General features: G+C 39.5%; 8 protein-coding genes and 1 pseudogene. 8 read left to right on the top strand and 1 reads right to left on the bottom strand.

Going from position 1 to position 15,723, the window contains the following annotated elements; all coding sequences use genetic code 11:
• Window positions 1-97: 97 nt before the first annotated feature.
• From GQR95_RS14220 to GQR95_RS14185, 8 genes and pseudogenes are all read left to right on the top strand, one after another.
• On the top strand, window positions 98-412 hold the full coding sequence (locus GQR95_RS14220; RefSeq protein ID WP_159023784.1) for an HPF/RaiA family ribosome-associated protein: 315 nt from the start codon (window positions 98-100) through the stop codon (window positions 410-412).
• Between the two features lie 521 nt (window positions 413-933).
• A complete protein-coding gene (gene acnA, locus GQR95_RS14215; RefSeq protein WP_159023783.1) occupies window positions 934-3,741 on the top strand; it encodes an aconitate hydratase AcnA in 2,808 nt (935 codons plus the stop codon).
• Window positions 3,742-3,975: 234 nt separating this feature from the next.
• On the top strand, window positions 3,976-4,287 hold the full coding sequence (locus GQR95_RS16625; RefSeq protein ID WP_199269603.1) for a hypothetical protein: 312 nt from the start codon (window positions 3,976-3,978) through the stop codon (window positions 4,285-4,287).
• Between the two features lie 25 nt (window positions 4,288-4,312).
• Window positions 4,313-4,660 (top strand): DUF488 domain-containing protein, encoded by a 348-nt coding sequence (locus GQR95_RS14205; RefSeq protein WP_159023782.1) that lies wholly within the window; start codon window positions 4,313-4,315, stop codon window positions 4,658-4,660.
• Between the two features lie 677 nt (window positions 4,661-5,337).
• Window positions 5,338-6,009 (top strand): flavodoxin reductase, encoded by a 672-nt coding sequence (locus GQR95_RS14200; protein WP_159023781.1) that lies wholly within the window; start codon window positions 5,338-5,340, stop codon window positions 6,007-6,009.
• A 754-nt stretch (window positions 6,010-6,763) separates the two neighbouring features.
• Window positions 6,764-7,044 (top strand): annotated as a pseudogene (locus GQR95_RS14195) (IS1595 family transposase); the annotation flags it as partial.
• Window positions 7,045-7,074: 30 nt separating this feature from the next.
• Window positions 7,075-9,546, top strand: a complete 2,472-nt coding sequence (locus GQR95_RS14190) for a plasma-membrane proton-efflux P-type ATPase (RefSeq protein ID WP_159023780.1) — start codon at window positions 7,075-7,077, stop codon at window positions 9,544-9,546.
• Between the two features lie 90 nt (window positions 9,547-9,636).
• A complete protein-coding gene (locus GQR95_RS14185; RefSeq protein ID WP_199269601.1) occupies window positions 9,637-12,849 on the top strand; it encodes a beta-phosphoglucomutase family hydrolase in 3,213 nt (1,070 codons plus the stop codon).
• Window positions 12,850-14,419: 1,570 nt separating this feature from the next.
• On the opposite strand, the gene GQR95_RS14180 is transcribed toward GQR95_RS14185, so the two are convergent.
• Window positions 14,420-15,649 carry an aromatic amino acid transporter gene (locus GQR95_RS14180; protein WP_159023779.1) on the bottom strand — a complete coding sequence of 410 codons (1,230 nt, stop codon included), beginning with the start codon at window positions 15,647-15,649 and terminating at the stop codon, window positions 14,420-14,422.
• Window positions 15,650-15,723 lie beyond the last annotated feature (74 nt).

The raw sequence follows: 15,723 nt of genomic DNA, 5'->3' as shown, positions 1-15,723 counted from the left end.
GATATAGCCAAATAAAAAGCCCTGAAAGTGATATTTACGAATTAATTAAAAAAATATGAAACACATATTTTAAAAATAATCTTTAAAACAAAAAATCTTGATAATTCAATTAAATACCGATAAAAATATAGCTGGAGACGAAAGACTTGAAAGTTATTTGAATACAATAATAAAGGAGGAACTATCAAATTTTAGCGATAATATAACAAGAATTGAAGTTCATCTATCAGATGAAAATAGTCTAAAAAATGGAGAGAACGACAAACGTTGTATGATTGAAGCAAGGCTTGAAAACAGGAAACCTATTGCTGTTACCAGTAATGCAAATACCATAGAAGCAGCGGTGAATAATGCGCTTGAAAAATTAAAAGCTTCATTAGAAACCATAGAAGGGCGCTTAAAGAATCATTAAACTTAAGTGCAGGAAAACACAAAAGCAACAATTAACTTTTTATATGGGATGAAATAATCTATAAAAATTTTAAAGCATGAATAAAGTAATTATTCTGAACAAACGTCCAAGCGTAAAAACGGCACTTTGCCAAAAAAAAGTGAAACAATTGTTATGTCTGGGGTGGGCGGAGTAATTGGAGTAGTTGTGCGTCAGATTTGTAAACCTATAGTTTGTAAAGTTCTGGAGGCTAATGGTTCAGGTAAAAATTAGACCTTACATCAAAGATCAATTTTAATCACGCCATAAATTATAAAACAACTCCATATTTAAAAGAAGCCATTAAAAGTGCTTGCCCTAAACGGGAAGAATAGTGGTACTACGAATGGGTTTTACGTGTTCATTTTGTGAATGTTGTAAACAATTATTCGAGATTATAATCTAGTTGAATTGAATAAGAAATTAATAAAACAAGACAAACACTTGGTCAATGACCAAAGAGCGACAAGTCTTGTGAATTAAAAAAAATAAAAATAAATACTATGGACAAGGATCCCTTTAATATCAAGAAAAAATTATCGCTGTCAGGAAAGAGTTTTGATTATTACAGTCTTTCAGAGCTTGAAGAACAAGGATATGAAATAAGTAAACTTCCATTTTCAATTCGTATCCTATTGGAAAATGCGCTGCGCAACTATGACGGTTTTGCCGTTACCAAGGAAAACATAGAGACCTTGCTTCATTGGGAACCTGAGGCATCGGACAAGGATATTCCCTTTAAACCTGCTCGGGTGTTGATGCAGGATTTTACAGGAGTACCTGCCGTAGTGGACATTGCTGCGCTTCGCGCAGAAGTAGCCCGAAAAGGAAAAGATCCCAATACTATAAATCCGCTGGTTCCGGTCGATCTGGTCATCGATCATTCCGTACAGGTCGATTATTTTGGAACGGCCTATTCCTATGGCCGCAATATGGACGAGGAATACAAACGCAACAAAGAACGGTACCAATTTTTGAAATGGGCGCAGAAATCCTTTGATAATTTTAGAGTAGTCCCTCCGGGGATGGGTATTTGTCACCAAATAAATCTGGAATATTTTTCAAAAGGGGTCATAGAAAGAAATGGAGAGCTCTTTCCAGATACCTTGGTAGGCACGGATAGCCATACACCTATGGTAAACGGTATTGGCGTAGTGGCTTGGGGAGTTGGGGGTATCGAGGCCGAAGCGGCCATTTTGGGGCAACCGCTCTATTTCATAATGCCCGAGGTAATAGGACTTAAACTTACAGGGAAACTTCCCGTGGGCTCCACGGCCACTGACCTAGTGCTAACGATTGCCAATCTGTTACGGAAACAAGGAGTGGTGGGGAAATTCGTAGAGGTATTTGGCCCGGGCTGCAACCATCTTTCGGTGCCGGACAGGGCGACCATCGGAAATATGTCTCCTGAATTTGGGTGTACGATTACCTATTTCCCAATTGATGACAAGACGCTGGAATATATGCATCAAAGCAATCGTTCCGAGGAGCAAGTCGCTTTGGTGGAGTCGTATTGCAAGACCAATATGTTATGGCGGGAAAACGAGGAAAAAATCCAATACACCACGATCGTGGAACTGGACCTTTCGACTATTGAACCTACCGTGGCTGGTCCTAAACGGCCGCAGGACAAAATACTTTTAAGGGAGTTCAAACCAAAGTTTATCGAATTGTTGCGAGACTCTTTCGGACGAGACTATATCGAACCCAAGAACCGCGAAACATTGCAATCGTTAGCTCGCTTTAAGGATGAGGGCGGAAATCAACCGGCACATGAGTTACCAAAACCGGTCAATAAGGGAAGAAATATAGAAATAAAGGAAAAAGATGGCCTTAAAACCGTTTGGATAGATCGTGGGGATGATAAGTTTATGCTCTGTGATGGGGCGGTAGCCATAGCCGCAATTACCTCTTGTACCAATACATCCAATCCGTTTGTGATGATAGGGGCTGGACTGGTAGCAAGAAAAGCGCGTGAACACGGTATCGATGTGAAACCTTGGGTAAAGACCTCTCTTGCCCCGGGCTCCAAAGTCGTAACGGATTATCTGGAAAAGGCTGATTTGATGAAAGACCTTGAAGCCCTACAGTTCCATTTAGTAGGTTATGGTTGTACTTCATGTATAGGGAATTCGGGTCCACTGCCCCGTGCTATTGCCAAGGCGGTGGACGAGTATGAACTTGTGGTTGCCTCGGTGCTCTCGGGAAACCGGAATTTTGAGGCTCGCGTGCATCCACAGGTAAAGATGAATTTCTTAATGTCGCCAATGTTAGTTGTAGCCTACGCGATTGCAGGAAGGGTGGATATCGACCTGATCAATGATCCTATTAGCTACGACAAAAACCTCCTGCCCGTTTACCTTAAGGATATCTGGCCGACCGACGATGAAATTAATGAAATTTTGGGCCGAGTACTTTCTCCCAAAGATTTTCAAAAGAATTACGACGAGATATTTGATGGTAATGAGATCTGGCGGAACCTAGAGGTTCCGAAGGGGGATTTATACCATTGGGACAAAAATTCCACATATATCAAGGAAATTCCATTTTTTCGGGATATTTCTGCCACGGCACCCGATTTGGAAAATATAAAAAATGCCCGCGCCTTATTGGTTCTGGGCGATAGCATAACTACCGATCACATTTCGCCGGCAGGATCTTTTAATGAACATTCTTCGGCTGGAAAATATTTGATTGAACAAGGTGTGAAAAAGGAAAATTTCAATTCCTACGGTAGCCGTCGAGGCAATGATGAAGTTATGGTCCGCGGTACTTTTGCTAATGTACGGATCAAGAACAAACTCGCGGATAAAGAGGGAGGCAATACTCGATATTTGCCTACGGGAGAGGAGATGTCTGTCTTTGATGCATCCGTAAAATACCGTAGTGACGAAACCCCATTGGTCGTGCTTGCCGGAAAAGAATACGGAAGTGGATCGTCCCGGGATTGGGCCGCAAAGGGTACATTTCTCCTAGGAATTAAATGTGTGCTTGCAGAAAGCTATGAGCGTATTCACCGTAGCAACCTAGTAGGGCTTGGGGTACTTCCACTCCAATACAAGGATGGAGACAGTGCCGAAAAATTGGGAATCGACGGAGCAGAAATATTTACGATTACTGGCATTTCCGAAGCTATTACGCCTTTAAAGGAAGTACAGGTCATGGCCAAGACCGTATCTGGCAAAGAAATTAAATTTGGCGCTATTGCACGCCTCGATTCCCTGATTGAAATCGAATATTACAGAAACGGGGGGATTTTGCAATATGTACTCCGTCAGTTTTTAGAAAAGGAAAACCAGGGAGTCAATTAGGAATATTTTATAACTCCACAAGAACAAAAGACATAAAAGGTACAGCAAATGCCGTCTGGAACGACTCTCTAAAAGAAGGAGAAGGAAAGATAATAACACAGGGCAAGGTGCTGGGCCTAGAGATTACTTTGAACGCGGAACTTGATGAGAATCATAAAACAAATAAAATCAAATTCATTGAAAATAAAAAATAGCAAAGAAAAAAGTGGACTTAGTCCTTAAGCAGGTAGAAGCTTGGCGAAATTTAAGCAGAACTGTTTTCAAGGAATGTGCTTTGGACGAAAAGACAAAACAACTGATCGTCGTGGCGTTGACTATGTGCAAGGGCGCAAGGAAGGAGGAGATTATAGTGCTCTATTTTCGCTTGCGACCCTTACGATGGAAGAGATGGAAAAACAGTTAAAAGTAATAAAAGATGACATAAAGCTTGGCTTATGGAGAAATAGACACCAACCCAAATCTTTGGAAGATGTGATCGGCCATATTCTGGAAACGCCTATAAGTTTGCTAATCAATGAAATTACAATGTCGCTTTTGAATACATAACCGCCACAATAATAAAGTTATAAAAATGAAAACAATAAAGATAAAACGGATTTACGAAGACCCGTCTGACGATGACGGCTACCGTGTTTTGATTGATCGCCTATGGCCTCGGGGCATGAGCAAGGAAGATGCAAATCTCGACGATTGGAAAAAGGAGGTTACGCCTTCGAAAAAGCTAAGAAAATGGTTCGATCACGATCCTTCTAAGTTTGTCGATTTTGCCAAAAAGTATCGTAAAGAACTTGAGTATAAAACGGAAGATCTTGATGAAATCCGTAAACAAGCAAAGCAAAACTCGGTTACGCTTCTGTACGGGGCGAAGGACACCGAACATAATCAGGCCGTTGTACTGCAAAAGGTTTTGGAGGAGTAGTACCAGCCTGTTGCTTTTAAAGGTGGGGAAGAAATGTAAAAGAAAACTTAAATTCAAATAAACGGGTAGCATTGAAAATATAATTCACTTTCTTAAAAAGCCCAAAGAGGACAGCGAAGGTAGCGGTAAAAATGTTTTCCGACGGCCTGCCTACCACAGGAGTTAGCTTCAACCTATGGTATACGCGTTAGTTTCATTGAGCCCGGAGCTGTAGCAACATATTTAATAGATACTATAACAGACAAAGATGTTTTAGATAAGATATTGCGGCTTGCAGAAAATGACTATGGTAGTGTAGAACCAGAAGGTATTGTGGAGGTGATTTATTATGCCCTAACCAACGCGCAGATATAAATAAGATGTTCATCATACTTACAAAACAACCGTAAGTCTATCTTTTTTTTTGTGGAAGAACAAAGCGTTCAGACTTTGGTCGTGAACTCTTAGAATTTAGGAATTCATGGGTTTGTGAAAAAAAGATTGATTTGGGTATGTGAGCTACATGATTCGTTTTAATTGTAAAATCAATAAAACAACTCATGCATACCCTGAAATTTGAGTTATAAACCTTAAATGCCTCGAAGAATTATGAATAAGCTAATCCATTTTGAACAAATACTTACTGAGAAGAACAAAACTCAATTATTTAGCAAAATAGTAGTCAAAATAAAAATAAGATGAAACAACATATTGTAAAAATAGAATCAATAGATAAGGTCACTCATGATGTATTTAAGATTGTGACAGTAAAACCTCAAAATTACGTCTTCATCCCTGGTCAGGCCACAGAAGTTTCCATAAACAAAAAGGGTTGGAAGGATAAGAAGAGCCCGTTCACTTTTACAAGTCTTCCTGAGGAAAATCATCTTGAATTTATTATAAAAACATACCCATCGCACAAAGGAGTGACAGGCGAATTAATCCACCTTAAAATAAACGATGAGTTAATTTTACATGAGGTTTTTGGAGCGATTAACTATAAAGGAGAAGGTGTATTTATGGCTGGAGGAGTTGGTGTTACTCCGTTTGTTTCCATTTTTAGAGATCTTGAGTCAAAAAATGAATTAGGAAATAATACCCTCATTTTCGCCAACAAAACAAAGAATGACATTATCCTAGAAAAAGAATTTAAAAGATTATTAGGCACTAATTTTATCAACATTTTATCGGATGAAAAAGTGGATGGTTATGCGAATGGACAAATTACTAAAGATTTCATTCAAGCAAATAATGGCGGTACACATAAACTTTTTTATCTCTGCGGACCTCCACCAATGATGGAAGCAATCGAAAAACAATTAGCCGATTTACATGTAGATAAAAAATCAATTGTTAAAGAAGAATTTTAGATTAACTCATTAAATAAAAAATTACATGAACATACTTTCAGAAACTATTGCAGCAGCTTTGAATACACAGAAGATAAAGTATATTCATATAATGCTATGGGAGAAATCGCTACATCAAATAGACAAATAACGTTGTTCTACAGTTCTAAGTCTGTAAGAGCAAAACAGATCTTGTCATTCGCCAAAGCATAGGGACTAAAAATAGAAGAAATTGATATTCTAAAAACAAATCTAATAGGAACGCAACTCGTGGAACTTGCAAGCAGACTGAATATGGTGGTGGCAGATTTAGTAAATCAGGAACATCCCGTCTATACATCCCATTTTGAACATCACAATTTTTCTATACAATGACTGGATTAAATTAATACAACATAATCCAGAGATTATGAATCAACCTACCGCACTATGAGGCAACAAGACTATTTTGGTTGAGACGCCTACAGATATTATTAAAATTTAAAAAACTCAATTTAATTTTTTTTACAGAATGACCTACATCATTTCATACCGCTATATAAAATTGAATCTTTGAAAAATATAAAATCATCACTCATGATTATGGAAAAAGAAGTTTTATACAACGTAAATATTCCTTTTGAACACCAACTAAGGAAGGGAGAACTCGATTTCTAGAAAGATGAGTTAAAACCTTTTGAAGCACAACAAAGAAACTACATTAAGAGGGGGGCTGATCACACTTATTAGGGCGTAAGCGGGCTTAAAGGCGCTACGTGTTTTTAAAAATGAAGACTTTACAGACAAAAGTACGTTGTCTGCGGATATTGTTGGAAATATAGATATTCACATAAGTGAAAAATCAACAGAACACATTACAAAAGAAACATTGAAATGGGTTTATATCGCCATACGTAATGCCCAACAAAACTTTGTAGAAACCTACCCTAAAATCAAGGCTAAATACCTTCAATTAGATCTAAATGAATTCGTTTATAAAAACTTAACAGAAGGTGTTTTGGAGACAAAATATTCGATAGACTAGTTATAGCATGCATTACAGCAGGATGGCATTAGACGTAAATCAATAAAATAAAATTTTAAGATATGACATCAAATAGAGATCAGTCTAAAGCAGAAGCATCAAAACCCAATGCAAAAGACGAACTAAAATCCCTGCCTATGCAGGAACTGATGAAAAAACTGGATTCATCACTAGACGGGCTCACTCAAACAGAAGCGAAGAAACGTCTAATTCAATACGGAACCAACGAAATTGAGGAAAAGAAAACCAATATGTTCCTGAAATTCCTTTCTTATTTTTGGGGCCCCATTCCATGGATGATTGAAGCGGCCGTAATCCTTTCGGCAGTGGCGCGACATTGGCCCGATTTTTTCATCATTCTTCTTTTACTCTTGGCCAATGCTGTCGTGGGGTTTTGGGAAGAACGTGAGGCGGGTAACGCCATAGCGGCCCTTCAGGCCCAACTGGCCGTTAAAGCGCGTGTTAAGCGTGATGGAAAGTGGATTACTCCGGCCTCACGCGAATTAGTTCCCGGCGATGTTATTCGCTTACGCTTGGGTGATATTGTTCCTGCCGATGCACGCTTATTGGATGGTGATTCGGTAGAAGTTGATCAGTCTGCATTGACGGGTGAATCATTACCGGTCACGCGCAAATCTGGTGAGGCAGTCTTTTCTGGTTCAATCATTCGTCGCGGTGAAATAGGTGCCATAATCTATGCTACAGGTACTAATACCTATTTTGGAAAAACAGCACAACTGGTGCAAGAAGCACATACCGTTAGTCATTTTCAAAAGGCCGTTTTGAAAATTGGTAATTACCTGATTGTGTTGGCTGTGGTTTTAGTAGCCATAATTATTTCTGTGGCTATCTTCCGTGGAGACAAAGTCCTCATTACCTTGCAGTTTGCTTTGGTGTTGACTGTGGCAGCGATTCCGGTTGCTATGCCAACAGTGTTATCGGTAACAATGGCTGTTGGCGCACGATTACTAGCCAAAAAAAAGGCGATTGTGAGCAAGTTGGTTGCTATAGAAGAATTGGCAGGAGTGGATATACTTTGCGCCGACAAAACCGGTACATTAACCCAGAACAAGTTAACATTAGGAGATCCTTTTAGTGTTAACGCTATCCTTGCCGATGAGGTTATACTCAGTGGCGCATTGGCATCGCGTGCTGAAAATAACGACACAATAGACCTAGCGGTTTTGGGAGGTTTGAAAGACAAAAAAATATTAAATGATTATGACGTGATTCATTTCCAACCGTTTGATCCTGTACATAAACGCACAGAGGCAACGGTTAAAGGGAAGGATGGTAAAGACTTTAAAGTAACGAAAGGTGCACCACAGGTGATTTTGGAATTGGCGACCAATTCTGAGAAGTTGAAGGTTGCCGTTGATAAGGCTGTCAATAATTTTGCAGCTCGAGGCTTTCGTTCCTTAGGGGTAGCCCGTACTGATGGCGAAGGCGAATGGCAGTTTATAGGTGTATTACCTTTGTTTGATCCGCCTCGTGAAGATGCTAAGTCAACCATTGCGACAGCACTAGCTATGGGGGTGAAAATTAAAATGGTTACGGGAGATGCCTTGGCAATCGCCAAGGAAACGGCACAGAAGTTAGATATGGGCACAACTATTCTCGATGCTAGTAGTTTGGGCGATTCAAATAAGGAAGAAACGAAGGACATTTCAGAATCCATCGAGAATGCCGAAGGTTTTGCACAAGTGTTTCCTGAACATAAATATCACATTGTGGATGTGTTACAAAAACGTGGACACATAGTAGGGATGACAGGTGACGGCGTTAATGATGCCCCAGCACTTAAGAAAGCCAATTGCGGGATTGCCGTATCTGAAGCAACGGATGCTGCTCGTGCCGCAGCAGACATCGTCCTTATGACTCCTGGGTTGTCAGTGATTATTGACGCCATTAAGGAGAGTCGGAAAATTTTTCAACGGATGAATAGCTATGCCATTTATCGCATCGCGGAAACATTACGTGTGTTATTGTTTATGACGGTTTCTATATTGGTATTTAATTTTTACCCAGTAACGGCAGTTATGATTGTGATGTTGGCCTTACTTAATGATGGGGCTATTTTATCTATAGCGTATGATAATGTTAACTATAAGAATGAACCAGAGGCTTGGAATATGCGTATGGTACTGGGGATTTCTACAGTACTGGGTGTTATAGGTGTTGTCTCTGCTTTTGGCTTATTTTATTTAGCTGAGCGGGTCTTTCACCTTGACCGTGAGCATATACAAACCTTAATGTATTTAAAATTATCTGTTGCAGGTCACCTTACAATCTTCCTTACAAGAACACGGGGACCGTTTTGGTCTATTCGTCCAGCTAAGATCTTATGGATAGCCGTACTGGGTACGCAAATTATAGCGACACTCATAGCAGTTTATGGTTTATTTATGACGCCCCTAGGTTGGGGTTGGGCTGGTTTCGTTTGGGGGTATGCATTGGCATGGTTTCTTATCAATGACAGGATTAAACTTTTGGCCTATAAGCTATTTGATCCGGATAAAAAAACGATCAAATAGTGTTCGGGTTTTAGTTAAAAAAATTAAAAATAATATAGTATCCGAAGCGGAATTAACAAGACCGAGCGACACGGCGGATAAAATAACCTAATGGATATAACTAAGATGAAAACCATAATAACACTCGCACCTCAGGACTTTGACGCGATTTTGTTCGATCTTGACGGGGTGCTGACTAAAACAGCGCGCATTCATAAAGATGCCTGGAAAAAACTGTTCGACGGTTTTCTTGAACAGCACGCTACCAAGGCAGACAAACCATTCATCCCTTTTGATATCAATTCTGACTATGCCCAGTACGTTGACGGTAAGCCTCGCTACGAAGGCGTGGCCGCCTTTCTCGAGTCTCGAGCAATTAAATTACCGTGGGGTACACCTGAAGACGGCCGGGAGATACAAAGCATATGCGCTTTGGGAAATCTCAAGAACCAATATTACCTGAAGTATGTGGAGCAGCGTGGCGTTGCGCTTTATAAACCGGCAATCACGCTGGCGCGCACACTCCGGGCAGAAGGAATTAAGACGGCGGTGGTGTCATCAAGCACTAACTGCGCCGAGGTGCTCGAGGCGGCAGGCATCGCGCAGCTCTTTGACGCGCGAGTGGATGGGAAGGATATTAAGCGTCTCAAAATTAAGGGTAAACCGGCGCCGGATCCTTTTTTTGAAGCAGCTAGGCAAGTTGGTGCAGTACCTGCGCGCTCCATTGTTGTGGAGGACGCGATCGCTGGAGTCGAGGCTGGGCACGCCGGCCAATTCGGCTGCGTCATCGGCGTAGATCGCACAGGACATGCTCAAGCGATGCGCAAAGCCGGTGCAGATGTTGTGGTGACTGATTTGTCGCAAGTTAAAGTGTCTGTGGAACCGCCATCGGCGTGGTCGCTCGTATTTGAAGACTTCGATCCCGTACAGGAGGGTAAGCGAGAGGCTTTATGTGCTTTGGGAAATGGTTATTTTGCTACTCGCGGCAGCGCAGCCTGGGGAGATGCAGACGATATTCACTATCCGGGAACCTACCTTGCCGGTGGCTACAATAGGTTACACACCGATATTGCCGGTCGGGTGGTTGAGAATGAGGATTTGGTGAATTTCCCCAACTGGCTCATGCTCAAGTTTTGTATCGGTAGTCAGGATTGGTTCGATGTTCGTAAAGTCAAGCTCTTGTCGTATCGTCAGGAACTCAATTTGCGACAAGGTGTACTATTGCGGAGCATCAGATTTGAGGATGGTGAGGGGCGGCGCAGTATGCTTAAGGAACGACGTCTGATTTCTATGAGTAACATGCATCTAGGGGCATTAGAGCTGACGCTGACAGCAGAAAACTGGTCTGAGGAGGTTACAGTTCATTCTGGGATTGACGGGCGTATCGTTAATTCTGGCGCCAAGCTGTACCGTAAGTTTAACAACAAGCATTTGGAACCCGTGGTAAGCGAGGCCTTTGACGATGATGTTGTGTGTATGACTGTTCGCACTAATCAATCTAATATTCATGTCGCGCAAGCGACCAGAACTCAAGCGTTCCTTGAAGGACATCGACTTGATGTTAAACGGCAGGTCTTCAAAGAACCGGGAATCATCGGACAAGAACTGATCATCGATATCAAACAAGGCCAGACACTGATTCTTGAAAAACAGGTCTCTTTGTATACCTCTCGCGACCATGCTATTTCAGAGTGTGGACTGGAGGCACGCAAAGCAATCGTAAGGGCGGAGCGCTTCGAAGGTGTTTTGGCAGACCATGTTCTTGCCTGGAAGAACCTGTGGAGCCACTTTGACGTGGATGTTCAACCGGCCAATCCCGGGTATACGTCAAATGTGCCAATGCTTCTTCGTTTGAACATGTTTCACTTGCTACAGGCTGTATCACCCAACTCCATAGGCCTCGATATCGGAGTGCCTGCACGGGGCTGGACAGGTGAAGCCTATCAAGGACATATTTTTTGGGATGAATTATTCATCTTCCCGTTTTTTAATTATCGAATGCCCGAAATCACCCGCTCACTACTTATGTATCGCTACCGGCGTCTTGGTGAAGCACGCGCAGCCGCTACCACTGCTGGGTACAAGGGGGCGATGTTTCCTTGGCAAAGCGGTAGCAATGGTCAGGAGGAAACCCAAGAACTTAACTTTAACCAGCGCTCACAACGCTGGATGCCTGATAATACATTCTTACAACGCCATGTAGGAAGTGCAATCGTCCATAATGTCTGGCAGTACTTTCAGGTTACCCAGGATGTTGAATTTATGCATTCTTATGGCGCTGAACTTATACTCGATATCGCTCGCTTTTGGTCGAGCATAACGCGCTTCAACAGCGAGCGCGAGCGTTTTGAAATCCTCGGTGTGGTAGGTCCTGATGAGTTTCATGTCGGGTATCCTGATGCCGAAAAACCAGGTATCAACAACAATGCATATACAAATATTATGGCTGTATGGGTCATGTGTAGAGCGCTTGAAATGCTCGATCTGCTTTCGGACACACGTCGCATGGAACTCACTACACGGCTTGGCTTGTCTACAGACGAAATCGCGAGATGGGGTGCTATAAGTTGCAGGATGTATGTCCCATTCCATGATCACGGAATTATCAGTCAGTTCGAGGGTTATGAAAAATTGCAGGAACTTGATTGGGAGGATTACAAAACCAGATATGGTAATATTCAACGTCTTGATCTCATTTTGGAGGCGGAGAACGACAGTGCTAATCGTTACAAGCTTTCTAAGCAACCTGATGTGTTAATGTTGTTCTATCTGTTTTCCGCAGAGGAAATCGAAGCATTATTTCAACGTTTGGACTATCCTTTTGAGTATGAGACTATTCCCAAAAATATTACGTATTACGTTAGGCGATCATCTCGCGGATCGACACTCAGTCGGGTAGTGTATGCTTGGGTTCTGGCACGTTCCGACCGGAAACAAGCTATGGATTTCTTCGAAGAGGGGCTACAAAGTGATGCAAACGATATCCAGCAAGGTACCACGAAAGAAGGCATTCACCTCGGCGCCATGGCAGGTTCGGTTGATCAAATACAGCGCGTATCTACAGGTATCGAAGTGCGAGGCGATGTTCTGCTATTTAATCCACAATTACCAATGGAAATGGAGCGCCTTGATATGAAAATACGTTATCGCGGTCACTCCCTTGATTTACTGCTTACACAAGACTCTTTAACCCTCCATGGACATGATGATGGGGCAAAGCCGATTTCCTTGGGCATCCATGGGAAGGCCTTCAAATTCATCAGTGGCACTACTCGGGTGTTCCAATTAGAGCCTGAGAAACCGGATGCCCCACTTGTCAAATAGAATTCGGATGGTGGGCCATAGAAATGATGAGGAGGTTTCAGAGCGGTAGCTTTAGGGTAAATCAATATCTCTATGAAACCATAAGGATATTCTAAAATCTCTTTCCATGGATGAGGAATTCATTTATAGGCTTTTTAGATTTTATTATTACAGTTAAATGTACACAACATGAACAATTCAAATAAGGTTGTCAGCTACAAAATAACTTTGTAATCATTGGCAATGATAATGGATTTAATTTTGGGAGTCGATAAATATAAAGCCCCTGACAATTAATTATGTATAAAATGAGTGAATGATGCAATTTTTATAAAAAGTGCTCACCTTTGTTGTGTCTCAATATTTTTACAAAAAAATGGTAAAAGAAAAAGATAGCAGGGAAGCTGCAATTAAAAGGGAATTATTAATTCTTGAAAAAATGGTCTTGAAGTTAGGTAATGAATACACTTCTGCTTTGAGCCGTAGCATGAATTTATTTAAAGATCTACATTTTAGATACCGTTATAATTACTAGTTCTATTTTAAAACAATTGTTACAAACGATTTTAAATTTACACCAATTGTAATGCCAAGTAGTAAAGATGTGAAATTATATTCTAAGAAAACTACTTCAATTCTCGAAACGATTCTAAACAATAAGAGACAAAACCAAAAAAATGCTCAGAACTTAGAGATTGGTTATTGCCTATCTTAATGAATAGGTAGGTTACTTTTTGTGTGGTTGAGCAGAATATGGGTATGATTGTAGAGGCTAGCGCTAAATATGGAGCATGATACCAAACCTAAAAAAAAATAGACAGCTTACTATAAGCTATCTTACCCAAAGCATTTATAAGAGAGTTGATGGAACCGTTGGATATAGATAGTGATGCTAATGTGTTATTTGCAGAAATACAAAAGTTAAAAGACGAGTAATTACTAGGTACGACGCAATCTGTTAAAAGAAAGACTATAAAGAGGTAATAAAATTTCATGAATAATAAAATTAAATGTTTAGCTCAAATTAATAGGAATAAATATAGTTACTGAATAATTCTCTTGAATACTAAATTTATATACTTGAACTCTATTCCCCAAAAATACGGGTAATTAGAGAGGTACGATATCCTATTATAATTAAGAGAAATTTAGAAGAACATTTTATTAGGCGTATAGGTGAAAGTGAAGCATTATTTTAATAGGCCGATATAAGTAATTAAACCAATAATTTTGGGAATGAAAAAGCTTCATTTTAACAATTGATCATTTTTTCACTTTCCTTTAGTTGACTTTTTTGTAAATAAAATATTACATCTTGTACCGCATTTGTACCACAAATAAAACGCTAACTTACTGTTAATCAGTAATCATTACTTTCTGCATCGGTAAGTAATAATTAACAATCAAAAAAGCTTTTGTCGCTGGTGTGCTGTATATCTTCATAATATTATAAATATATACGGCCTTATCAAGATAAGATTAAAAGAAGCGTATTATATTACTTAGAGTAAAATTATCTATAGTAAAATACAGCTAGAGTTTAAATGTAGTTGTTTGCAGAGTAATAATAATTTTATTTAAAATAAGTATTTTACCATTTAGGTAAATAATTTAACATCGCTAAGATTTGACATAAGCCTACAAGAACACTTGATATTATAAAAAAGTACAAAAGACCATTTCCACCGCTAACTTTATATATAGATTCAGTCTGAGTATGTCTTAATTTTTTGACTAAAAAAAAAGGTGCTATAAAAAAACCAAAAACAGCAACTAATCCAGCAAATCCTATAGCTGCAATAAATCCATTAGGAAAAAAGAAACTTGCAATTCCTGGAGGGATAAACGTTATGCAAGCAGATTTTAATCGTCCTTTTGCATGATCTTTAAAAGAAAATTTATCAGTTATATAGTCAAATAAGCTTAATCCAATTCCTAGAAATGAGCTTATAATTGCAAAATTTGAGAATAGGTTTAGTACAAAATTTATCATTGTACTGGTTTCCTCTTTGTTGAAAGCATGTATTAAATGACCAATATTTCCTCCTGCCTCGTTAATTGCAATAAATTCATATCTAGATATATTTCCAAAAGAAACAGATATAAATAGCAAGTAAACTAAGAAGGTGATTAAAGAGCCTTTAAATAGACTCTTTTTAATTAGTATAGGGTTTTTTCCATAGAATTTATAAAGACTAGGAACCACTGTTGCTAAGCCAAACGATGTTAAAAAATAAGGAAGTGCAGCCCATAAATAGGGAAGGTAGGTCGCATTTTTTCCTGTGATATCAAATAATTTAGTTATTTCAATTTGAAAGACGAAACCAGCCATTGAAACAAAAAAAGAAATTATCATCCCAAAAACTAAAACTGTAGAAATACGCCCAACCACAGCAGTACTTAACCAAACAATAAATGCTAAAACCCCACCAAGAGCAAGACTCATTACGCCTTGTAACCATGGAGTTGTTTTAAAAATGTCCCATCCTAAACTTTCCGTAGCCATGTTTCCTAAAGCACTAAAATAAGCATATAGTAAAATATACATTAGAAAGACAATGGATAAACCAATTACAATACTCCATTTTTTTCCTAATATTTTGGTAGATATGGTATCAAAACTTGCTCCTGGAGAGAATTGTACGTTGGCTTCTAGGATATACAATGCCGATAAATAATTTAAAAACCATAAAAATAATAAACAGACCAAACTATAAATAAACCACATTCCTGACGAAACAACGGGTAAAGAAAATATTCCGGCACCTATAGATGTTCCTGCAGTTATCATAATGCCCGATAAGGCGGATTGGTTTTTCATTATATTTATTAAGTTTATTTAAATGATATTTTTTGGAGGCAAATTTATCATTCTTGAGTTTATTTTATGCATTT

It is taken from the genome of Formosa sp. L2A11 (assembly GCF_009796865.1).
In the GTDB taxonomy this organism is placed as follows: Bacteria; Bacteroidota; Bacteroidia; order Flavobacteriales; family Flavobacteriaceae; genus Formosa.
The sequence above is the reverse complement of the archived record's forward strand: the minus strand, read 5'-3'. Positions and strand labels throughout refer to the sequence as shown.

Bases quoted from the DNA above. Each gene is read 5' to 3' on its own strand.
- acnA (WP_159023783.1), top strand. From the start codon at position 934: ATGGACAAGGATCCCTTTAATATCAAGAAAAAATTATCGCTGTCAGGA.
- GQR95_RS14205 (WP_159023782.1), top strand. From the start codon at position 4,313: ATGAAAACAATAAAGATAAAACGGATTTACGAAGACCCGTCTGACGAT.
- GQR95_RS14200 (WP_159023781.1), top strand. From the start codon at position 5,338: ATGAAACAACATATTGTAAAAATAGAATCAATAGATAAGGTCACTCAT.
- GQR95_RS14190 (WP_159023780.1), top strand. From the start codon at position 7,075: ATGACATCAAATAGAGATCAGTCTAAAGCAGAAGCATCAAAACCCAAT.
- GQR95_RS14185 (WP_199269601.1), top strand. From the start codon at position 9,637: ATGGATATAACTAAGATGAAAACCATAATAACACTCGCACCTCAGGAC.
- GQR95_RS14180 (WP_159023779.1), bottom strand. From the start codon at position 15,649: ATGAAAAACCAATCCGCCTTATCGGGCATTATGATAACTGCAGGAACA.